Annotated in this window: 19 protein-coding genes; 13 read left to right on the top strand and 6 right to left on the bottom strand. The window is 58.2% G+C overall.

What is annotated here, in order from left to right; translation table 11 throughout:
• Positions 1-94 precede the first annotated feature (94 nt).
• Positions 95-1024, top strand: coding sequence for a 1,4-dihydroxy-2-naphthoate polyprenyltransferase (locus MKZ79_RS20200; protein WP_336144414.1), 930 nt, complete (start codon positions 95-97; stop codon positions 1022-1024).
• 105 nt (positions 1025-1129) lie between these two features.
• The gene (gene rraA / locus MKZ79_RS20205; RefSeq protein WP_336144415.1) at positions 1130-1615 is read left to right on the top strand and encodes a ribonuclease E activity regulator RraA; all 486 of its coding nucleotides are present in this window, start codon (positions 1130-1132) and stop codon (positions 1613-1615) included.
• A gap of 55 nt (positions 1616-1670) precedes the next feature.
• On the opposite strand, the gene zapB is transcribed toward rraA, so the two are convergent.
• Positions 1671-1910, bottom strand: coding sequence for a cell division protein ZapB (zapB, locus tag MKZ79_RS20210; RefSeq protein ID WP_336144416.1), 240 nt, complete (start codon positions 1908-1910; stop codon positions 1671-1673).
• A gap of 446 nt (positions 1911-2356) precedes the next feature.
• Between zapB and MKZ79_RS20215 the strand changes: the two genes are divergently transcribed.
• From MKZ79_RS20215 to glpX, 3 genes are all read left to right on the top strand, one after another.
• Entirely contained in the window at positions 2357-3199 is an 843-nt protein-coding gene (locus MKZ79_RS20215; RefSeq protein WP_336144417.1) for an MIP/aquaporin family protein, read from the top strand.
• Positions 3200-3230: 31 nt separating this feature from the next.
• Positions 3231-4742: a glycerol kinase GlpK gene (gene glpK / locus MKZ79_RS20220; RefSeq protein WP_336144418.1), complete on the top strand. Its 1512-nt coding sequence runs from the start codon at positions 3231-3233 to the stop codon at positions 4740-4742.
• A 130-nt stretch (positions 4743-4872) separates the two neighbouring features.
• Positions 4873-5883 carry a class II fructose-bisphosphatase gene (gene glpX, locus MKZ79_RS20225; RefSeq protein ID WP_336144501.1) on the top strand — a complete coding sequence of 337 codons (1011 nt, stop codon included), beginning with the start codon at positions 4873-4875 and terminating at the stop codon, positions 5881-5883.
• A gap of 9 nt (positions 5884-5892) precedes the next feature.
• Here the strand turns inward: glpX and emrD are convergent, their stop codons facing one another.
• Entirely contained in the window at positions 5893-7071 is a 1179-nt protein-coding gene (gene emrD, locus MKZ79_RS20230) for a multidrug efflux MFS transporter EmrD (protein ID WP_336144419.1), read from the bottom strand.
• Between the two features lie 279 nt (positions 7072-7350).
• On the opposite strand from emrD, the gene fpr reads away from it, so the two are divergent.
• Complete coding sequence (gene fpr, locus MKZ79_RS20235; RefSeq protein ID WP_336144420.1) at positions 7351-8097, top strand: ferredoxin--NADP(+) reductase; 747 nt, start codon at positions 7351-7353, stop codon at positions 8095-8097.
• Here the strand turns inward: fpr and MKZ79_RS20240 are convergent.
• Positions 8088-8531, bottom strand: coding sequence for a DUF805 domain-containing protein (locus MKZ79_RS20240; protein ID WP_336144421.1), 444 nt, complete (start codon positions 8529-8531; stop codon positions 8088-8090). The genes fpr and MKZ79_RS20240 overlap by 10 nt on opposite strands.
• 92 nt (positions 8532-8623) lie before the next feature.
• Here MKZ79_RS20240 and MKZ79_RS20245 point away from each other — a divergent pair, with 92 nt between their 5' ends.
• From MKZ79_RS20245 to MKZ79_RS20260, 4 genes are all read left to right on the top strand, one after another.
• Positions 8624-9217, top strand: coding sequence for a YiiQ family protein (locus MKZ79_RS20245; RefSeq protein ID WP_442897181.1), 594 nt, complete (start codon positions 8624-8626; stop codon positions 9215-9217).
• A 119-nt stretch (positions 9218-9336) separates the two neighbouring features.
• Positions 9337-10104, top strand: a complete 768-nt coding sequence (gene tpiA / locus MKZ79_RS20250) for a triose-phosphate isomerase (RefSeq protein ID WP_336144423.1) — start codon at positions 9337-9339, stop codon at positions 10102-10104.
• Between the two features lie 501 nt (positions 10105-10605).
• Positions 10606-12204, top strand: coding sequence for a malate dehydrogenase (quinone) (gene mqo, locus MKZ79_RS20255; protein WP_442897179.1), 1599 nt, complete (start codon positions 10606-10608; stop codon positions 12202-12204).
• Positions 12205-12305: 101 nt separating this feature from the next.
• On the top strand, positions 12306-14705 hold the full coding sequence (locus tag MKZ79_RS20260) for a phosphoketolase family protein (RefSeq protein ID WP_336144424.1): 2400 nt from the start codon (positions 12306-12308) through the stop codon (positions 14703-14705).
• Between the two features lie 31 nt (positions 14706-14736).
• Here the strand turns inward: MKZ79_RS20260 and MKZ79_RS20265 are convergent, their stop codons facing one another.
• On the bottom strand, positions 14737-15321 hold the full coding sequence (locus MKZ79_RS20265) for a LysE family translocator (protein ID WP_336144425.1): 585 nt from the start codon (positions 15319-15321) through the stop codon (positions 14737-14739).
• Positions 15322-15458: 137 nt separating this feature from the next.
• On the opposite strand from MKZ79_RS20265, the gene MKZ79_RS20270 reads away from it, so the two are divergent.
• The gene (locus MKZ79_RS20270; RefSeq protein WP_336144426.1) at positions 15459-16916 is read left to right on the top strand and encodes an aminotransferase-like domain-containing protein; all 1458 of its coding nucleotides are present in this window, start codon (positions 15459-15461) and stop codon (positions 16914-16916) included.
• A gap of 4 nt (positions 16917-16920) precedes the next feature.
• Here MKZ79_RS20270 and MKZ79_RS20275 read toward each other — a convergent pair whose 3' ends face one another.
• Entirely contained in the window at positions 16921-17544 is a 624-nt protein-coding gene (locus MKZ79_RS20275; RefSeq protein WP_336144427.1) for a glutathione S-transferase family protein, read from the bottom strand.
• Between the two features lie 151 nt (positions 17545-17695).
• On the opposite strand from MKZ79_RS20275, the gene MKZ79_RS20280 reads away from it, so the two are divergent.
• Positions 17696-18547, top strand: coding sequence for a PhzF family phenazine biosynthesis protein (locus MKZ79_RS20280; RefSeq protein ID WP_336144428.1), 852 nt, complete (start codon positions 17696-17698; stop codon positions 18545-18547).
• A gap of 42 nt (positions 18548-18589) precedes the next feature.
• On the opposite strand, the gene MKZ79_RS20285 is transcribed toward MKZ79_RS20280, so the two are convergent.
• The gene (locus tag MKZ79_RS20285) at positions 18590-19348 is read right to left on the bottom strand and encodes an SDR family NAD(P)-dependent oxidoreductase (RefSeq protein WP_336144429.1); all 759 of its coding nucleotides are present in this window, start codon (positions 19346-19348) and stop codon (positions 18590-18592) included.
• A 114-nt stretch (positions 19349-19462) separates the two neighbouring features.
• Here MKZ79_RS20285 and MKZ79_RS20290 point away from each other — a divergent pair, with 114 nt between their 5' ends.
• Entirely contained in the window at positions 19463-20362 is a 900-nt protein-coding gene (locus MKZ79_RS20290; protein WP_336144430.1) for a LysR family transcriptional regulator, read from the top strand.
• Positions 20363-20379 lie beyond the last annotated feature (17 nt).

Here is a 20379-nt window from a genome sequence, read left to right on the forward strand (position 1 = left end):
GCCCGATCCCTGATATGGATTAATTCCTGACGCTCCCACAGCCGCTAAACTGGCCGCTTTCCGGCACTTCTTACCCAGCAAAGGCCACTGTGTGATGACCGACAATATTTCTACCGCTCCGGCTCTCTCCTCCTTGCGCGCATGGCTGGAAAGCTTTCGCCTGCGCACGCTGCCGCTGGCCTGCGCCTCGGTAATAACCGGCTCGGCGCTGGCGTGGCAACAGAGCAGCTTCAATCCGACGGTGGCGCTGCTGACGCTCCTGACCACGGCGCTGCTGCAAATTCTCTCTAATCTGGCCAACGATTATGGCGATGCGGTAAAAGGCAGCGATACGCCTGAACGCCTGGGCCCGCTGCGCGGTATGCAGAAAGGATTGATCGGCCTGAAGCAGATGCGCTTCGCGCTGGCGTTAACTACCGTCCTCACGCTGATAGCGGGCGTCACGCTGGTTGTGAGCGCCTGCGACAGCCTTGTCGATATGCTGGGCTTTCTGGCGCTGGGCGCGGTGGCCGTGGTCGCCGCTATCGCCTACACGGTAGGGAAAAAACCCTATGGCTATCTCGGCCTGGGCGATCTCGCCGTGCTGATCTTTTTTGGCTGGCTGGGCGTGGTGGGCAGTTTTTACCTGCAGACGCACAGCCTGCAGTGGCTCTCTTTTCTGCCGGCCACCGGCTGCGGGCTGCTGGCGGTGGCGGTGCTGAACGTCAACAATATGCGCGATATCGACAGCGACAGGCGGAACGGCAAATTTACCGTGGCCGTAAGGCTTGGCGCCTGTAGCGCGCGTTACTATCACGCCATGCTGCTCTCCGCTTCGCTGTTCTGCTTTGCCCTGTACGCCAAACTGACCGGGCTCGACGCGCCGGGCTGGCTGTTTTTACTTAGCGCGCCGCTGTTATTCGGGCAGGCGCGCTTCGTTATCAAACATACCAATGCCGCAGCAATGCGTCCCGTACTGGAAAAAACGGTAAAAGCGGCGCTGCTGGTTAATCTGCTTTTTGCGCTGGGTCTGGCGATGAGCTAAACGCGATGTGCTTGACCCATCGCAACTTTTAGCAACTGATGATTTTGCCAACAGTCGACAGAAAGCGATATACTTAATGTCCCTGTGGCAAACAGATGAACCCTTATGAAATACGATACTTCTGAACTGTGCGACATCTACCATGAAGATGTGAACGTGGTCGAACCGCTTTTTTCAAACTTTGGTGGCCGCACCTCGTTTGGCGGGCAAATCACCACGGTGAAATGTTTTGAAGATAACGGGCTTCTGTACGATCTGCTGGAAGAGAACGGGCGTGGTCGGGTGCTGCTGGTAGACGGCGGCGGTTCCGTGCGGCGCGCGCTGGTCGACGCGGCGCTGGCGCGTCTGGCGCTGCAAAACGAGTGGGAAGGTATCGTGGTGTACGGTTCCGTGCGTCAGGTCGACGAGCTGGAAGATCTGGATATCGGCATCCAGGCGATTGCGGCTATCCCGGCAGGCGCAGCCGGAGAAGGCATTGGCGAGAGCGACGTACGCGTTAACTTTGGCGGCGTGACCTTCTTCTCAGGCGACCACCTTTACGCCGACAATACCGGCATTATCCTTGCCGAAGATCCGCTGGATATCGAATAGCAAAAACGGGTGCTGAAGGGCACCCGTTCTCTTCCTGCCTGTCGTCAAACCTGACTCAGACTTCTTCCATTTTTCCCAACAGCGCACGCAGGCGTTCCTGCCAGACATGCTGCTCCTCTTTCAGGTGCTGGTTTTCACGCACCAGAGCTTCACTGCTGCCCGCGGCCTGCTGAACCTGCTGGTTCAGGTTGTTGTTCTGCTCTTTCAGCTCTTCGATTTCCATCTGCAGCAGAGTGATAGTATCAATCGCCTGCTGAACTTTTGCTTCCAGTTTTTCGAACACTTCAAATGACATCGTGAATGACCTCTCCTAATCGCAAGGCGTTGATGTTGCTGACGCAGCTTTACCGGCTTTTACCGACCCGCTGCGGATCACAACGATGCCCCGATTGTAAGTAGAGCGGCGCGTCAAGTCCAGCAACGAACCCGCTACAGGCGCGAGAGCCGCGTTTTTCAGTGAAGACCTGGTATCTTTAACATTTATCCGCATTCCTTTACCGCTACTGTTAATAAATTGAAACATAGCAACAGAAACGAAAGTGTCATCTGCCGGGAAAATGGCGCAGAAAGACGCGAAAACGCTCATTTTTTTGAAGCAGCACACAACTTTTGATTTCGCTATTTCTCGTTTATGCTCGTTAACGATAAATTCACAACAACCCCACACAAGATTGGGGCGACTCAGGGAATGAGAACAAAAACGTCGCACGTCATTTAACCTCGCCTTCAGGAAACATCATTATGAGCCAGACAACTACTCTCAAAGGACAGTGCATCGCTGAATTTCTCGGCGTAGGCACAATTATTTTCTTCGGCGCCGGCTGCGTTGCCGCGGCGAAGCTGGCCGGTGCGGTACTGGGCCTGTGGGAAATCAGCATTATCTGGGGGATTGCCGTTGCGATGGCGGTCTACCTGAGCGCGGCGATCTCCGGCGCGCATCTGAACCCGGCCGTCACGCTGGCGCTCTGCCTGTTCGGCAACTTCGAAGGCCGTAAAGTTATCCCTTATATCCTGGCGCAGATCGCCGGCGCCTTCTGTTCCGCTGCGCTGGTCTACGCGCTTTACTACAACCTGTTCCTGGATTATGAACAGGCGCATCATATGGTGCGCGGCAGCGTAGAGAGTCTGGATCTGGCAGGCATCTTCTCAACCTACCCTAACGCGCATATCAGCGTCGGCCAGGCTTTCCTGGTTGAAGCGGTGATTACCGCCGTGATGATGGGCCTGATTATGGCGCTGACCGACGATGGCAACGGCCTGCCGCGTGGCCCGATGGCGCCGCTGCTGATCGGCCTGCTGATCGCGGTGATCGGCGGTGCGATGGGGCCGCTGACCGGCTTCGCCCTGAACCCGGCTCGCGATTTCGGCCCTAAGCTCTTCGCATGGCTGGCCGGATGGGGTAACGTCGCCTTTACCGGCGGCCGCGACATTCCTTATTTCCTCGTGCCAATTTTTGGCCCGATCGTTGGCGCCAGCGTGGGCGCACTCGGCTACCGCTCTCTGATCGCCCGCAACCTGCCAGGCGCTGTCACGGTAAAGAAGACAGAGAAGACGATAGCGCGTGCTGAACAGCGTAAAGCGTAAGTGCTAACCCTTTACACATCAGGAAGGATTTATGACTACAGATAAAAAATATATCGTCGCGCTGGATCAGGGGACTACCAGCTCCCGCGCCGTGGTGCTGGATCACGACTCCAACATTGTTGCGGTTTCCCAGCGCGAATTTCAGCAAATCTATCCTAAGCCAGGCTGGGTAGAGCACGACCCAATGGATATCTGGGCGTCGCAAAGCTCCACGCTGGTGGAAGTGCTGGCCCACGCCGATATCCGTTCGGACGAGATCGCCGCTATCGGCATCACCAACCAGCGCGAAACCGCTATCGTCTGGGATAAAGAGACCGGCAAGCCGATCTACAACGCTATCGTCTGGCAGGACCCGCGTACCGCCGACTACTGCGCCAAACTGAAAAAGGAAGGCCTGGAAGAGTATATCCAGCACACGACCGGCCTGGTGATTAACCCTTACTTCTCCGGCACTAAGGTGAAGTGGATTCTGGATCACGTGGAAGGCGCGCGCGAACGCGCGAAACGCGGCGAGCTGCTGTTCGGCAACGTCGATTCATGGCTGGTGTGGAAAATGACTCAGGGTCGGGTGCATATCACCGACTACACCAACGCCTCGCGCACCATGATGTTCAACATCCACAAGCTGGAGTGGGATCAGCGTATGCTGGATATCCTGGATATCCCGCGTGAAATGCTGCCGGAAGTGAAATCCTCTTCCGAAGTTTACGGCCAGACCAATATCGGCGGTAAAGGCGGCACGCGTATTCCTATCGCCGGCATCGCGGGCGACCAGCAGGCGGCGCTGTATGGCCAGCTGTGCGTGCAGCCCGGCATGGCGAAAAACACCTATGGCACCGGCTGCTTTATGCTGATGAACACCGGTACGGAAGCGGTCACCTCGACCAACGGCCTGCTGACCACTATCGCCTGCGGCCCGCGCGGCGAAGTGAACTATGCGCTGGAAGGCGCGGTGTTTATCGGCGGCGCCTCTATTCAGTGGCTGCGCGACGAGATGAAACTGATTGGCGACGCGACCGACTCTGAATATTTCGCGACCAAAGTGAAGGACAGCAACGGCGTCTATATGGTACCGGCCTTTACCGGCCTGGGCGCGCCATACTGGGACCCGTATGCGCGCGGCGCGATTTTCGGCCTGACGCGCGGTGCGAACGCCAACCACATTATCCGCGCCACGCTGGAGTCCATCGCCTTCCAGACGCGCGACGTGCTGGAAGCGATGCAGAACGACGCCAATACGCGCCTGCAGTCGCTGCGCGTGGATGGCGGCGCGGTAGCCAACAACTTCCTGATGCAGTTCCAGTCCGATATCCTGGGCACTCGCGTAGAACGCCCGGAAGTGCTGGAAGTCACCGCGCTTGGCTCGGCTTACCTGGCCGGTCTGGCAGTAGGCTTCTGGAAAGATCTGGATGAGGTTCGCTCCAAAGCGGTTATCGAACGCGAATTCCGTCCAAGCATCGAAACCACCGAGCGTAACTATCGTTATGCCGGCTGGAAGAAAGCCGTCGCCCGCGCTCAGGCGTGGGAAGATCACGAAGAGTAATTCCCCCTCGCCCGCCATCGCCATGATGGCGGGCTGCTTTTGCCAGGCTTAACGACCGCGATAAGAATGCTGGCGTTTTCCCTTTCCGCTATGCCAGACTTCCTGCCTCATTACTTTCCCGAGGCCTATGATGAAACGAGAACTCGCTATTGAATTTTCACGCGTAACGGAAGCAGCGGCGCTGGCTGGCTACAAATGGCTGGGACGCGGCGACAAGAACGCGGCCGACGGCGCGGCGGTATACGCCATGCGGATTATGCTGAACAAAGTGGATATCGACGGGCAAATCGTTATCGGCGAGGGCGAGATCGATGAAGCGCCGATGCTCTATATCGGCGAAAAGGTAGGCAGCGGCCAGGGCGACGCGGTGGATATTGCCGTCGATCCTATTGAAGGCACGCGTATGACCGCGATGGGCCAGGCTAACGCGCTGGCGGTGCTGGCGGTCGGCGATAAAGGCACCTTTCTCAACGCGCCCGATATGTATATGGAGAAACTGGCGGTCGGCCCCGGTGCGAAAGGCGCTATCGACTTGGCACTGCCGCTGGCAGAAAATCTGCAGAATATCGCGCGGGCGCTGCAAAAGCCGCTGTCGGAACTGACCGTTACTATTCTCGCCAAACCGCGTCATGACAGCGTGATTGCGGAGATGCAGCGCCTGGGCGTGCGAATTTTCGCCTTTCCCGACGGCGACGTCGCCGCCTCCATCCTGACCTGTATGCCTGACAGCGAAGTAGACGTGCTGTATGGCATTGGCGGCGCGCCGGAAGGCGTGGTTTCCGCCGCGGTAATCCGCGCGCTGGATGGCGATATGCAGGGAAGGCTGCTGCCGCGCCACGCGGTGAAAGGCGATACGCCAGAGAACCGCGCGCTGGGCGAAGAAGAGCTGAAGCGCTGCGCGGCAATGGGCATCGAGGCCGGAAAAGTTTTACAGCTTGCCGAGATGGCGCATAACGATAACGTGATATTTTCCGCCACCGGCATCACCAGCGGCGATCTGCTGAAAGGCATCACGCGCCAGGGCAACGTCGCCACTACCGAAACGCTGCTGGTGCGCGGCAAATCGCGCACCATCCGCCGTATTCAGTCCATCCACTACCTGGATCGCAAGGACGAGAGTCTGCACCCCTATATTCTGTAGGCGCGCCGCCTATACGGCCTGCAGTTCGGGCCGTTTCGACAGCGGCAGCCAGCAGAGCAGAATCAGCAGCGCCATCGCGAACATCAGCATCCCCAGGCTAAACTGGCCGCTCTGCGGCAGCAGCGCGGAGAGCCAGGCCGCCAGACCCGAGCCCAGGTTCTGCAGGCCGCCCAGCAGCGCGCCTGCCGTACCGGCCATATAGGGCCAGGGCTCCATCGCGCCGGTGGTCGCCAGCGGGAACAGCATCCCCGCGCCGAAGAAGAACAGCGCGGCGGGCGCAACCAGCGTCCAGATGTTCATAACGCCGAACCAGGCCGGCAGCCACATCAGCGCGCCCGCCAGCAGGCAGCTGTTGACCGACCACCACATCAGCTGCGGGAAAGGTTTGTTGTCGCGACCCGCAAACCAGGCGCCGAAAAAGGCCGCCGGAATCGGCAGGATAAACAGCAGGCTGACCGTCAGGCTGCTCAGCCCCAACACGCCGCCCATCAGTACACCGCAGCTGGCTTCGAATACCGCGATACCGCCCAACGCGCCCATCAGCATAATCAGATAGCGAATAAAAGTGGCGTCCGCCAGCAGCGGTCGGTAGCGCGAAAAGAGCGCACGCTTTTCCAGCGGCGCAGGACGCGTTTCCGGCAGCCAGCGCAGCATCGTCACGCCCACGCTCAGACAGAGCAAAAGCAGGAAAATAAAGCAGGCGTGCCAGCCGAACAGATGCGTCAGCAGCGCGCCAATAACCGGCGCTGCCAGCGGGCTGACCAGAATGCCCATATTCAGCAGGCTGTTAGCGTGACGCAGCGCGCCGCCCGCATAGAGATCGCGCGGCATCGTACGCGCCATTACGCCCGCTACGCCAGTTCCCAATCCCTGAATGGCGCTACCCAGCACCAGCAGATTGAAATCAGGCGCGCAAAGCGCTACCAGCGAGCCAAGCATAAAAATAGTCAGTCCGCCCAGGATAACCGGGCGGCGGCCAATATTGTCTGATAGCGGCCCATACAGCAGCTGCGAACCGCCATAGGTCATCAGGTAAGCCGCCATTACGCGCTGCACCACGCCGTCGCGCACGCCGAAATCCTGTGCGATGGTCGCCATCGCGGGGACATAAATGGTTTGCGCCATCTGGCCGACGGCCACCAGCGCGATCAGCATCACCAGAAGATGCCCGTTTGCAATTTTTTTCATTTCATCAGCACGGTTAACGGCCAAATCGCCGTAAAAAAGGACGATTCGCCAGGAAGGGATTTTAATGACGAGGAAAATATCAGGAACCCGTGACAAAGCGAGAGTGCGCGTGAAAATGGTCTTTAATTAAGTGTCAGTAAAAGCGTTCAGCAACGTAAAAGAAACTGTACGACTGGCGCAGAATTTGTCGATATGAGCTTTGTAGAGGACGCAGGCTGGTAAAAACGCCGCCGCGTAGCGAAGATAGCTATTCCACCCGTTTTGACTAAGGAGCGCGCTATGGCCGAATGGGTCAACGCCGAGGTACAGCAGGTGCATAACTGGACGGATAGCCTGTTCAGCCTTATCGTCACCGCGCCCATCGATCCCTTTACCGCCGGGCAGTTTGCCAAGCTGGCGCTGGAAGTTGACGGCGAACGCGTCCAGCGCGCCTACTCTTTTGTGAACGCGCCCAGCGATAAAAATCTGGAGTTCTATCTGGTCACGGTGCCGGAAGGCAAGCTCAGCCCGCGTCTTCACGCGCTGCAGCCCGGCCAGACGCTGATGATCACCAAAGAGTCGGCCGGTTTTTTCGTTATTGATGAAGTTCCCGAGTGCAAAACCCTGTGGATGCTGGCGACCGGCACGGCGATCGGCCCCTATCTTTCTGTTTTACAGCAAGGCGAAGGACTGGCGCGTTTCGAAAATATCGTGCTGGTACACGCCGCGCGCTATGCGCGGGATCTGAGCTATCTGCCGCTGATGCGAACGCTGGAACAGCGCTATAACGGCCAGCTGCGCATTCAGACAGTGGTCAGCCGTGAAGAGGCCGCAGGTTCATTAACCGGCCGCGTGCCGGCGCTGATCGCCAGCGGCGAACTGGAAGCCGCCGTCGGCCTGCCGATGACGGCACAAGAGAGCCATATTATGCTGTGCGGCAATCCGCAAATGGTCAGGGACACGCAGCAGCTGCTGAAAGAGACGCGCGATATGCGCAAGCATCTCAAACGTAAACCGGGCCATATGACCAGCGAGCATTACTGGTAATCGGGCGTTCTGCGACCGAAATAATTGACCTGCAGCGTGGCTTTGCCGAAGCGGTTTTCGCCTTTGCTGCCGCTGAAGACGCCCAGCTCCAGGCTCATGGTCACCAGAATCAGCGTGGGAATGAAACGTCCCAGCGCCCACTGCCAGCTGGCGGGCAGCGAAGCCCAGTCGCCCGCCAGCAGCATCCATGCCACCAGCAGCAGTAAAGCCCATGCGGCCGATTTGTTGCGGTCATGCAGCCGCTTGACCACCACGGCGCTGGAAGGCCACAGCAGGCAGACGACGCAAAACGCCGCCGTTTGCGTGCTGAGCCAGCCGCGCGCGGCCAGGGCAAACAGGACGGTCAAGAGCAGGAGCCAGAGCGTCAGCCAGATCCACAGATCGCGCCGCCCCAACCTGCCGCGCCAGGAGAAACACCACGCTTGTAAGGTCATTTTTTCTTCCTCAGAACAGCGTCAGGTTTTGACTTTGCCGGTCATTGTCCGTTTTAATTCTGAATTAATTGCACAGGTTAGAGCGACAGATGATGAATAAAGCGTTACTCATGGGTGTAACAGCACTGGTCTGGCTGGCCGTCGCGCCCGTCCGGGCCGACGCCGATCCCCAGGCCCGTGCGGAACATATGCCTGCGGCGCCCTATCTGCTGGCGGGCGCGCCGACCTTTGATATGACTATCGGCCAGTTTCGTGAAAAGTATAATGCTATCAATCCAAAGTTACAGATTGCTGAATATCGGGCGACAGACAGCCGCGGCGATAAAAGTAATTTGACTCGCGCCGCCAGTAAGATCAATGAAAATCTCTACTCTTCCACCGCGCTGGAACAGGGAACGGGGAAGATCAAAACCTTACAGATCACCTGGCTGCCGGTGCCTGGCCCGGACGAAAAAACGGCCAGAGAGAAAGCGGTGGCCTATATGATCGCGCTGACGCGTTTTTTTGAACCGACGCTGACGCAGGAGCAGAGCCAAAAACGGCTGGAAGAGTTGCTGAGCAAGGGCAAAGGCTCGCGCTACTATGCCCAGGCGGAAGGCGCGCTGCGCTACGTGGTGGCCGATAATGGCGAAAAGGGCCTGACCTTCGCTATTGAGCCGGTCAAGCTGGCGCTGAACGCCAACTGACCCGCGCTAAAGATGACGAAAAACAAAGCTCCGAAGGGCTTTGATCTCTATACTGTCCGGCAGACAACGCTGCTGAGGCAGAGTAATTAAACCGTATCGCGCTAAGCGTGGAGGATAGAATGCGACATCCGTTAGTAATGGGTAACTGGAAACTGAACGGCAGCAAACACATGGTCAATGAGCTGATTGCCGGTCTGCGTAAAGAGCTGAGCGCTGTCGATGGCTGCGGCGTAGCCATTGCCCCTCCAACGATTTATCTGGATCTGGCTAAACACGCCAGCTCAGGCAGCCATATCGCGCTTGGCGCGCAGAACGTCGACGTTAACCTGTCCGGCGCTTTCACCGGCGAAGTTTCCGCCGAGATGCTGAAAGATGTCGGCGCGAAATACATCATTATCGGCCACTCCGAACGCCGTACTTACCATAAAGAAAGCGACGAGCTGATCGCCAAAAAATTCGCCGTGCTGAAAACGGCTGGCCTGATCCCGGTTCTGTGCATCGGCGAAACCGAAGCGGAAAACGAAGCGGGCAAAACGGAAGAAGTCTGCGCGCGTCAGATCGACGCCGTGCTGGAAACTCAGGGTGCGGAAGCGTTTAACGGCGTGGTTATCGCCTACGAACCTGTCTGGGCCATCGGTACCGGCAAATCCGCCACGCCAGCTCAGGCTCAGGCCGTGCACAAATTTATCCGCGACCATATCGCCAAAAAAGATGCCGCTGTTGCAGAACAGGTCATCATTCAGTACGGCGGTTCCGTCAACGACAAAAACGCCGCCGAGCTGTTTGCACAGCCGGATATCGATGGCGCGCTGGTCGGCGGCGCGTCGCTGAAAGCGGACGCTTTCGCCGTTATCGTCAAGGCTGCCGCCGCGGCGAAAAACGCCTGATCTTAGCCTGCTCCGGCAACGGAGCAGGTTTTTTCCGCCTGCAATTTCCGTTACTTTTCCCACTCCGCGCCTTACCCAACAAAAAAGCAACAAAACATTAACAAATGATGCCTTTTTCTGCGCTGAAGAAAATTTTTATTTTGCTGCTTTAAACGCCATCTGGTGACGCTTTTTTCCGCTCTTCGCCGCTTTTTTAACCTGACCTTCTTTTCTTCAACACGCTGATATACTTAAACTAATGATCATATAGCCCAAGAATTAACCGCTTCGTTATCACCTTCGCTAATCGCGGCACGCACAGCATTCTTATTTTTAATCTTTAAACAATTTTTTAATTGGCGCGTAACAATGGTATATTTCTGAGACGCCTTATGCGCGTTATTCATCCGTTTTAGTGATGGAAACGCCTGTTTCCCTGGAGCGACCATGATGGTTCAAAGAAACCGCTGTCGTTTCACCTGCTCACCATGTTGATTCATCAACATACGGAGAAGTCGTCTCATGCCAAAATTAGCAGGACTTCTGGCCGCTATGGGCTCTGCGAAAGCCGCCACGGCAGATGAAGAGAAAGATGTGTTACTGATCGGCGGCGGCGCAATGAGCGCCACGCTCGGCACTTATTTGCAGGCGCTGGAGCCGGAATGGCGCATCAGCATGATCGAGCGCCTCGACACCGTGGCCGAAGAGAGCTCTAACGGCTGGAACAATGCGGGCACCGGACACGCCGCGCTGGCGGAAATGAACTATACGCCGCAGAAAGAGGACGGCTCGGTAGAGATTAAAAAAGCGGTGGAGATCAACGAGGCATTCCAGATCTCCCGCCAGTTCTGGGCCCATCTGGTGCAGAAAGGCGTATTGCGCAATCCGCGCAGCTTTATTAACACCGTGCCGCATATGAGCTTCGTCTGGGGCGAGGATAACGTTACCTTCCTGCAAAAGCGCTTTGCGGCGCTGCAGAAAAGCTCGCTGTTCCGCGGCATGGAGTATTCCGAAGATCCTGACCAGATCAGGGAATGGGCGCCGCTGCTGATGGAAGGCCGCGATGTGAGCCAGCAGGTGGCCGCCACGCGTATCACCACGGGCACCGATGTGAACTTCGGCGAAATTACACGCCAGATGGTGGCCTCCATGCAGAAAAACCGCCATTTTTCGCTGGAAACCGGCCAGGAAGTGCGCGGCTTTAAACGCAACGCCGACGGCAGCTGGAATGTAACCGTAGCCGACCTGAAAAACAGCGGCCGACAGAAAACCATTCGCGCTAAATATATCTTTATCGGCGCGGGCGGCGCGGCGCTGACGCTGCTGCAGCAGACAGGCATTCCGGAAGCCAGAGACTACGCGGGCTTCCCGGTCGGTGGCGAATTCCTTGTCAGCGAAAATCCTGAAGTGGTGAAGCGCCATCTCGCTAAGGTGTACGGCAAGGCTTCGGTCGGCGCGCCACCGATGTCCGTGCCGCATCTGGACACGCGCATGCTGGACGGCAAGCAGGTGCTGCTGTTCGGGCCGTTCGCCACTTTCTCGACCAAATTCCTGAAGCAAGGCTCGCTGTGGGATATGTTTGGCTCCATGACCTCGTCAAACCTCAAGCCAATGATGCATGTCGGGCTGGATAACTTCGATCTGGTGAAATACCTGATTGGTCAGGTGATGCTGACCGATGACGATCGCTGCAGGGCGCTGCAGGAGTATTTCCCGGAGGCGAGGAAAGAGGACTGGCGCCGGGTCAAAGCGGGCCAGCGCGTGCAGATTATCAAAAAGGATGCGCAGAAAGGCGGCGTGCTGAAGCTCGGCACCGAAGTGGTAACTTCGCAGGACGGCACCATCTCCGCACTGCTGGGCGCCTCGCCGGGCGCTTCCACGGCGGCGCCTATTATGATCGACCTGATGAGCAAAGTGTTCACGGAAAAAATGGCGTCCAAAGAGTGGCAGGCGAAGCTGAAAGCGATGATTCCTTCCTGGGGTCAGAAGCTCAACGGCAACGTGGCGGCTACCGAGCAGCAGCTGGCGGAAACCAGCCGCATTCTGCAGCTCGACTACTCGCCGTTTACCGCCGCTAATGATGAAGCCGCAGTGGCCGGCGCTGCCGTTATCGGCAAATAGTTCTGTTTTAAAGGCGGAGATGCTCCGCCTTTTCTTTCCCTGCCTGCACAACTGCTTCAGCCGTCTATGCTTTTAGCTGACCCATTTAACAGGAGCAGCAGATGGACACCTCTTCCCCGCACGCCGCCACCGACAGTGAATTAGCGCTGCTTGACCGCTACTGGCGCGCCGCCAATTACCTTTCGGTCGGGCAAATTTACCTGATGGACAATCCTCTGCTGCGCGAGCCGCTGCGGCCCGAGCATATTAAGCCTCGCCTGCTGGGACACTGGGGCACCACGCCGGGCCTGAACTTTATCTATGCGCATTTGAACCGCATTATCCGCCAGCGCGACCTCGATCTGCTCTATATCTGCGGGCCCGGTCACGGCGGGCCAGGCATGGTGGCCAACACCTGGCTGGAAGGCACCTATAGCGAGATTTATCCTAAAGTGAGCGCCGACGCGCAGGGAATGCAGCGGCTTTTCCGCCAGTTCTCGTTCCCTGGCGGCATTCCCAGCCACGCCGCGCCGGAAACGCCCGGCTCCATCCATGAAGGCGGCGAGCTGGGCTATTCGCTGGTACATGCCTTTGGCGCCGCCTTCGATCATCCGGATCTTATCGTGCCCTGCGTGATCGGCGACGGCGAGGCGGAAACCGGCCCGCTGGCCGCCAGCTGGCACGGCACCAAATTCTTAAACGCCGCGCGCGACGGCGCCGTGCTGCCAATTCTGCATTTAAACGGCTATAAAATTGCGAACCCGACTCTGCTTGGCCGCAGCAGCGACGAAGATCTGCGCCAGCTCTTCGCCGGTTACGGCTATGAACCGCTGTTCGTCAGCGGCGACGATCCGCAAAAGATGCATCGCCTGATGGCCGATACGCTGGACGCCGCCTTCAATCGTATTCGGGATTTACAGCAGCAGGCGCGCCAGGGGAAAACCGCTGACAGCGTTCCCGCCTGGCCGATGATTATCCTGCGCAGCCCGAAAGGCTGGACCGGCCCGAAAACGGTGGACGGCAAAAAGGTAGAAGGCTTCTGGCGCGCGCACCAGGTACCGGTCGCGGAATGTCGGGAGAACGAAGAACATCGCCAGCTGCTACAGCAGTGGCTGCAGAGCTATCGGCCTGACGATCTCTTTGATGAGCAGGGCAAGCTTAAGCCGGAACTGCAGGCGCTGGCGCCGCAGGGCGAAAAGCGCATGGGCGCGACGCCTTACGCTAACGGCGGCCGGCTGCGCAAGGAGCTGAAAACGCCCGATATTCGTGAGTTCGCTATCAAAGTCGACAAGCCAGGTGAAACACAGGAGCAGTCCACGGCGGTGCTGGCTAGCTATCTGAGCGCGATCTTCCGCGATAATCCCGATAACTTCCGCCTGTTCGGCCCGGACGAAACCGCGTCTAACCGCCTGAGCAAAGTTTTTGACGTCACCAACCGCACCTGGATGGAGGAGATCCGCGATTACGACGTGCAGCTGGCGCCGGATGGTCGCGTGATGGAAATCCTCAGCGAACATCAGTGTCAGGGCTGGCTGGAAGGCTATCTGCTGACCGGTCGCCACGGCCTGTTTAATTGCTATGAAGCCTTTATCCACATCATCGATTCCATGTTCAACCAGCACGCTAAATGGCTGAAGGTTTCCCGCAAGCTGCCGTGGCGCGAGCCGATCGCCTCGCTGAACTATCTGCTCTCCTCACACGTCTGGCGTCAGGATCACAACGGCTACAGCCATCAGGATCCCGGCTTTATCGATCATGTTGTCAACAAGAAAGCCGATATTGTCCGCGTTTACCTGCCGCCGGACGCTAACACCCTGCTGTGGGTTGGCGACCACTGTCTGAAAACCTGGGACCGCATCAATGTCATCATCGCGGGCAAACAGCCGGAACCGCAGTGGCTGACCATGGACGAGGCGGTAGCGCACTGTGAAAAAGGCATGGGGATTTGGCCGTGGGCCGGTAACGAAAAGCCTGGCAGAGAGCCTGACGTAGTGATGGCCTGCGCGGGCGACGTGCCGACGATGGAAGCGCTGGCGGCGGTGGATCTGCTGCGGCAGTATCTGCCCGATCTGGCGGTTCGCGTCGTCAACGTGGTGGATTTAATGGCCCTGCAGACGCGTGAACAGCATCCACACGGACTGGAAGAGCCAGATTTTGACGCGATCTTTACCCGCGATAAACCGGTCGTGTTCGCCTTCCACGGTTATCCCGCGCTGATCCATCGTCTGACCTATCAGCGCCATAACCATCCGAACTTCCACGTTCGTGGCTTTAATGAAGAAGGCACCACCACCACGCCTTTCGATATGACGGTGCTGAACGAGCTGGATCGCTACCATCTGGCGCAGGAAGCTATTCTGCGCGTGCCTGGCCTGCAGGAGAAAGCCGCGGACGTGCTGGATGCGCTGCAGGAGAAGCTGGCCGCTCACCATGCTTACGTCCGTGAACACGGCGAAGATATTCCTGAAGTACGTGACTGGAAATGGCCGTCGCAGGAAGGCGGCGGCGAAGTCGGCGATTAACAAGGCGGGCGGCGTAAAGGCCGCCCTTTTTTCAGGGCTTCAGCAGCTCGACCAGCATCCAGCCGATTGTCGCCACCAGCGACAGCGCCATCACGCTGTTAAACGCCTTTAACTTCCACGCCACCTGCAAATGTTTCCCCAGCCTGTCGCCCATCACCGCCCAGATCAGAATACAGGGCAGGTTCAGCACGACGAAGCCGGTCATCATCGGCACTATGCCGCTGCTGGCAGAGTAAATCAGCGCCACGTTGGTCGCCATCAGCCAGGCTTTGGGATTAACCACCTGAAACAGCGCGCCGCCCAGCAGCGACACCGGTTTGGCTTTCTCCCGCAGCTCCGGCGCGCCCGCGCGAAAAATTTTCCAGGAGAGCCACAGCAGATAAGCGCAGCCCAGCAGCGTCAAAGGCAGGCGTATGGCGCCCATCCACAACAGCAGGCTGTCCAGCAGCAGCGCGGCGATGGCGATCTGCAAAGCACAGCCTAAAGTAATGCCGAGCATCATAGGCACGGTACGGCGCATCCCGAAATTAACGCCGGAAGTCGCCAGCATCAGGTTATTCGGGCCAGGCGTAATCGACATCACGGTAACATAGCTGAAAAAAGAGGGATCGAGCATGGCCGCTCTCCTGCGAAATAAGTGAGGAGAACAGAGTAAGCCGTACCTGAAGATGGTAACAGATTCACAAATAACCTATTGTTATGAGCACAATTGCCGTTGTGGCAGCACTGTAACCATCAGCCGGAGGCGCGACTGTGTCCCTTATCGATCCGCAAGAGCAGACGCTTTATCATCAGCTGGCCGAAACGCTGGCGGAAGCGATCCATAACGGCACCTGGCTGCCGGGCAGTCGCCTGCCAGCCGTGCGCCGCTGCGCCGCCGGCCATCAGGTCAGCATCAACACCGTGCTGACGGCCTATCGGCTGCTGGAGGATCGCGGCCTGATCGAGGCGCGGCCGCAGTCCGGCTACTATGTGCGCGGCGTGTTGCCTTCCGTTAAGGCGCGCAATAGTCATCCTACGCAGGTAAGCTCGCCCAGCAGCGAAAAACTGGATCTGATCGATACCGTTTTCGCGGCGCAGAATCATCCGGACTATGTCAATCTCTCGCTGGCCTGTCCGCAGAACAGCGACTTTTTTCCGACGGCGAAAATCAGCCGTATCATGGCCTCGCTGCTGCGTCGCGATCCCGATCTTATCGGCCGCTACGCTCTGCCGCCTGGCAGCCAGCGTCTGCGTCGTGAAATTGCCCGACGCGTCGCGGATCTGGGCATGATGCTGACCGCCGAAGATATCACGCTGACTCACGGCTGTATGGAGGCGCTGCAGCTGGCCCTGCGCGCCGTTACCAAACCTGGCGACTGCGTCGGGTTAGAGACGCCCACCTATTTCTATCTCTTTCCGCTGCTCGCCAGTCTGGGGCTAAAGGTGCTGGAGCTGCCCACCGATCCGCAGCACGGTCTGTCGCTGGACGCGCTGGAGCTGGTACTGCGTGAAAAGCGCATTCAGGCGCTGGTGGCGATGCCGACGATACAGAATCCGCTGGGCTGCACCATGCGGCTGGAGGATAAAAAACGGCTGGCGAAGCTGGTGAATCACTACCAGGTTCCGATGCTGGAGGATGGCCTGTATGGCGAGCTGCAGTTCTGCTGGCCGCCATCGCCAGCGGTTAAAGCGTTCGACACGGACGGCTGGGTGCTGCACTGCGCCAGCTTTACTAAAACGGTGGCGCCCGATTTTCACGTGGGTTGGATAGCCGCAGGCCGCTTTTCACAGGCGCTGGCGCGTCTCAAGTCCGTTTCCTCTCTGACGGAGTCGAAGCTGTTGAGCGAAACGCTCGGGCTTTTTCTGGAATCCGGCGGCTACGATCGTCATTTGCGCACCATGCGCCGCCGCTATGCCGCGCTGGTGGATGAGGCGCGCGGCCTGATCGCCCGGCATTTTCCGCAGGGAACAAGAGCGACGCTGCCCAGCGGCGGCTTTATTTTTTGGGTCGAGCTGCCGGGCCGGATCGACTCTATCGACCTGTTCCATCGTCTGCTGCAGGAGAAAATCTGCCTGACGCCGGGCGCGCTCTACACGCTGAGCGATCGCTGCAACAGCGCGATACGCCTGACCTGCTGTTACCACTTTGACGAGCGCTATATTCACGCGCTGAAACGAACCGGCGAACTGGCCTGCGAGATGAGCGGTATTCCGCCGGGTATGGCCTGACCGGCTACGGCATGCCGTTGCGGCCCCAGCGCGCATAGGCCTTACGCTTCGTCAGCCGTTCGTAGTAGGCGCGCACGCCCGGCAGCTCCGGATGGTCCATCGGCGTTTCATACCAGCGGTTTACCGACAGGCCAATCGGAATATCGGCCAGCGAAAAATCTTTGCCCGCTACAAAGGCGTCGGTTTTTTCCAGCTGATGATTAAGGATGGCCATAGTGTAGTTCCAGCCTTTACAGGCGGCAGCCAGCAGGCGCGGATCCTGGTGGGCGGGCGAGTGGCGCACCAGCGACATAAACGCGTAGCGCCAGGAGGTATTCAGCTCGGTGGCCTGCCAGTCGATCCACTGATCGACCAGTCCGCGCGCCTGCGCCCGCTGCGGATAGAGCCAGTCGCCATCGTAAGCATTCGCCAGATAGCGAATAATGGCGTTAGATTCCCACAGCACAAAATCATCGTCCTGAATAACCGGCATCAGCGCGTTTGGATTCAGCGCCTTGAATTCGGCGACCTGCGGCGATTTGGTGCCTTCGCCCCAGGCTTCCTGTTCAAAAGGCGCGCCCAGTTCTTCACAGGCCCACAGGACTTTGCGGACGTTGATAGAGGATGCCCGTCCCAGTATTTTCAGCATAATTTCCGTCACTTTTTTGTTCAGGTTTAGGCTACCCGTTCCAGACTAAGCTGATAACGGCACGACCAATCCTGAAAATAGCACCTCTTCGCCACCCGGATCGTGAAAATTCCTGATACTCTCAAATAATTCTAATGAAAAGGTGATGACGATGACGCAGGCACGCGCTTTTAAACAGGTTGATGTTTTTACCTCTTCGCCCCTGAACGGTAATCCGCTGGCGGTGATTATGGCGGCTGAAGGACTCAGCACGGAGCAGATGCAGGCCGCGGCGCGCTGGACGCATTTATCGGAAACCACTTTTGTGCTGCCCGCCACCGATGCGGCCGCCGACTATCGGGTCAGGATCTTTACCCCTGACGGCGAGCTGCCGTTTGCCGGCCATCCGACGCTGGGCACTGCGCATGCGCTGCTGGAAGCGGGTATCAGCCTGAAAAATCCTGGCCAGATTGTGCAGCAGTGCGAGCTGGGCCTGGTGACGATCAAAATTGCCGACGACGGCGCGCTGGCGTTCGCCGCGCCCGAAGCGACGCTGACGGAGTTCAACGATGCGCCGCTCGGCAGCGCGTTGAACAGCGAGGCGATTGAAACACGTCTGCCGGTAATGATTGCGGATATGGGCATCCGCTTCCTGCTGGTGCCGATGGTTTCCGCTGAAGCGGTGCTGGCGATTAAACCCAACGTGACCGAATTTGAACGACTGCTGAAAAAAGCCCGCGTCACCGGCGTGATGCCTTTCGGCCCTTTACAGAATGCGGAAGAGCAGTACGAGGTGCGCGGGCTGCTGCTGGAACATGGCTCGCTGTGCGAAGATCCCGTTACCGGCAGCGCCAACGCCTGCCTTGCCCGCTATTTTCAGGCGCGCGGCGTGGAGCTGGACTATCGCGTTCGTCAGGGCACGGCTTTGCAGCGCGCGGGACGACTCAGCGTCAGCTGGGCGGCCGGCACGGCCTGGATCGGCGGCCAGACGGTAACGGTTATCGACGGCACCATCCATATCTGATGCCGTAACCGGGAGGCGGATCGCTTCCCGGCCCGGATTCCCTTAAAGAAACATGCCGCCGGAAGCCTCAATGCGCTGTCCGGTAATCCAGGCGCTCTCTTCACTAAACAGCATAGCGATCACCTTACCGATATCTTCCGACTGGCCCACGCGACCCAGCGCGGTTACCGAAGAGATAAATTCGTTGATCTGCGGATTGTCGCGCACTCTGCCGTCGCTAAAGTCGGTGGCGATAGCGCCGGGCGCCAGGATATTGACGCGAATATCCCGTGCCGCCAGCTCTTTTGCCTGATAGCGCGTCAGCACTTCCATCGCGCCCTTCACTGCCGCATAGGCGCCGGAGCCCGGCTGGCTAAAGCGCGTCAGACCGCTGGAGACGTTCAGAATACGTCCGCCATTGGCAATCAGCGGCAACAGCTGCTGGGTCAGGAAAAACGGCCCTTTAAAATGCACGTTAATTAATGCGTCCAGCTGCGCTTCTGTAGTCGAGGCAAAAGGCTCATGCAGCGCGGTACCGGCATTGTTCAATAAATAATCAAAGCTGTCGCGCTGCCAGTGCGATTTCAGTTGCTTTTGCAGTTCAAGGACAAAGCCGGGAAAAGCCTGACTGTCGCCAACATCCAGCTGCAGCGCTACACCGCGCGCCCCAAGCGCCTCGATCTCCTTAACCACTGCCTGCGCTTCCTGCTCTTTGCTGTGCCACGTAAAAATGATATCAACGCCCTTTTCCGCCAGCTTCAGGGCGCCGTTTCTGCCTAAACCGCGGCTTCCGCCGGTGATGACTGCAATTTTATGGCTCATTCTCACTCTCCAGGTTTCGCTGTGGATAAAAAACAGGATATTGCCTGCAAAGCGATCTATAAATGTACTCAGCAACGCATCACTGTTTCACTTTGAACAACAATGGGCGCATAAATGGATAAAATTCAGGCAATGCAGGTCTTTGTCAGAGTAGCCGAACTACAGAGTTTTACTCGCGCCGCGGAGAGCATGGGATTGCCTAAAGGCAGCCTGTCGCGCCAGCTGCAGGCGCTAGAGAACGCAATGGGCGTACGGCTGCTGCACCGAACGACGCGGCGCGTACAGCTAACGCAGGATGGCATGATCTACTATGAACGCTGTCGCGACGTGCTGGCGACGCTGGACGAAATGGATTCGCTGTTTCAGCACGATCCCGCCACGCTGAGCGGCAAGCTAAGGGTGGATATGCCGGTCAGCATGGCGTGCGACTATATCCTGCCGAGACTGCCCGACTTTCTGCAGCACTATCCGGGTATCGAACTGGAGCTGAGCAGCAGCGACAGGCGCGTGGACGTGGTACGCGAAGGCTTTGACTGCGTCGTGCGCGTCGGCACGCTGGAAAACTCCGGCCTGATAGCGCGGCCGCTGGGCAAGCTAACGCTGATCAACTGCGCCAGCCCCGATTATCTGACGCGTTTCGGCACGCCAAACTCGCCTGAGGATCTCGCCTCGCACGCGATGGTGCACTACAGTCAGCAGATCGGCGTTCAGCCCACGGGCTTTGAGTTTTTCGACGGCAAAACCTGCCGTTATATCCAGACCGGCGGCACCGTTACCGTCAACAGTACCGAAACCTATCGCGCGGCCTGCCTGGCCGGCCTGGGCATCATTCAGGTGCCGGAGCGCGGCGTGAGACAGGCGCTGAAGGAGAAAAGGCTGGTTGAAATCCTGCCGCATTTTCGCGCGCAGCCGATGCCCGTTTCGCTGATCTACCCTCATCGCCGCAACCTGACGCGTCGGGTACAGGTCTTTATGGAGTGGCTGACGCAGGCAATGAAACATTACGTTGCCTGATCGCCCGGCTATAATCT

It is taken from the genome of Erwinia sp. CGal63 (assembly GCF_037026505.1).
Lineage (GTDB): Bacteria > Pseudomonadota > Gammaproteobacteria > Enterobacterales > Enterobacteriaceae > Erwinia.

What these genes read in the sequence shown, in the direction of transcription:
- glpK (WP_336144418.1), top strand. Translation starts at nt 3,231, where the DNA reads ATGACTACAGATAAAAAATATATCGTCGCGCTGGATCAGGGGACTACC.
- fpr (WP_336144420.1), top strand. Translation starts at nt 7,351, where the DNA reads ATGGCCGAATGGGTCAACGCCGAGGTACAGCAGGTGCATAACTGGACG.
- MKZ79_RS20285 (WP_336144429.1), bottom strand. Translation starts at nt 19,348, where the DNA reads ATGAGCCATAAAATTGCAGTCATCACCGGCGGAAGCCGCGGTTTAGGC.
- MKZ79_RS20275 (WP_336144427.1), bottom strand. Translation starts at nt 17,544, where the DNA reads ATGCTGAAAATACTGGGACGGGCATCCTCTATCAACGTCCGCAAAGTC.
- MKZ79_RS20265 (WP_336144425.1), bottom strand. Translation starts at nt 15,321, where the DNA reads ATGCTCGATCCCTCTTTTTTCAGCTATGTTACCGTGATGTCGATTACG.
- MKZ79_RS20240 (WP_336144421.1), bottom strand. Translation starts at nt 8,531, where the DNA reads ATGACCTTACAAGCGTGGTGTTTCTCCTGGCGCGGCAGGTTGGGGCGG.
- MKZ79_RS20280 (WP_336144428.1), top strand. Translation starts at nt 17,696, where the DNA reads ATGACGCAGGCACGCGCTTTTAAACAGGTTGATGTTTTTACCTCTTCG.
- tpiA (WP_336144423.1), top strand. Translation starts at nt 9,337, where the DNA reads ATGCGACATCCGTTAGTAATGGGTAACTGGAAACTGAACGGCAGCAAA.
- MKZ79_RS20200 (WP_336144414.1), top strand. Translation starts at nt 95, where the DNA reads ATGACCGACAATATTTCTACCGCTCCGGCTCTCTCCTCCTTGCGCGCA.
- mqo (WP_442897179.1), top strand. Translation starts at nt 10,606, where the DNA reads ATGCCAAAATTAGCAGGACTTCTGGCCGCTATGGGCTCTGCGAAAGCC.
- MKZ79_RS20245 (WP_442897181.1), top strand. Translation starts at nt 8,624, where the DNA reads ATGAATAAAGCGTTACTCATGGGTGTAACAGCACTGGTCTGGCTGGCC.
- emrD (WP_336144419.1), bottom strand. Translation starts at nt 7,071, where the DNA reads ATGAAAAAAATTGCAAACGGGCATCTTCTGGTGATGCTGATCGCGCTG.
- MKZ79_RS20215 (WP_336144417.1), top strand. Translation starts at nt 2,357, where the DNA reads ATGAGCCAGACAACTACTCTCAAAGGACAGTGCATCGCTGAATTTCTC.
- glpX (WP_336144501.1), top strand. Translation starts at nt 4,873, where the DNA reads ATGAAACGAGAACTCGCTATTGAATTTTCACGCGTAACGGAAGCAGCG.
- zapB (WP_336144416.1), bottom strand. Translation starts at nt 1,910, where the DNA reads ATGTCATTTGAAGTGTTCGAAAAACTGGAAGCAAAAGTTCAGCAGGCG.
- MKZ79_RS20290 (WP_336144430.1), top strand. Translation starts at nt 19,463, where the DNA reads ATGGATAAAATTCAGGCAATGCAGGTCTTTGTCAGAGTAGCCGAACTA.
- rraA (WP_336144415.1), top strand. Translation starts at nt 1,130, where the DNA reads ATGAAATACGATACTTCTGAACTGTGCGACATCTACCATGAAGATGTG.
- MKZ79_RS20260 (WP_336144424.1), top strand. Translation starts at nt 12,306, where the DNA reads ATGGACACCTCTTCCCCGCACGCCGCCACCGACAGTGAATTAGCGCTG.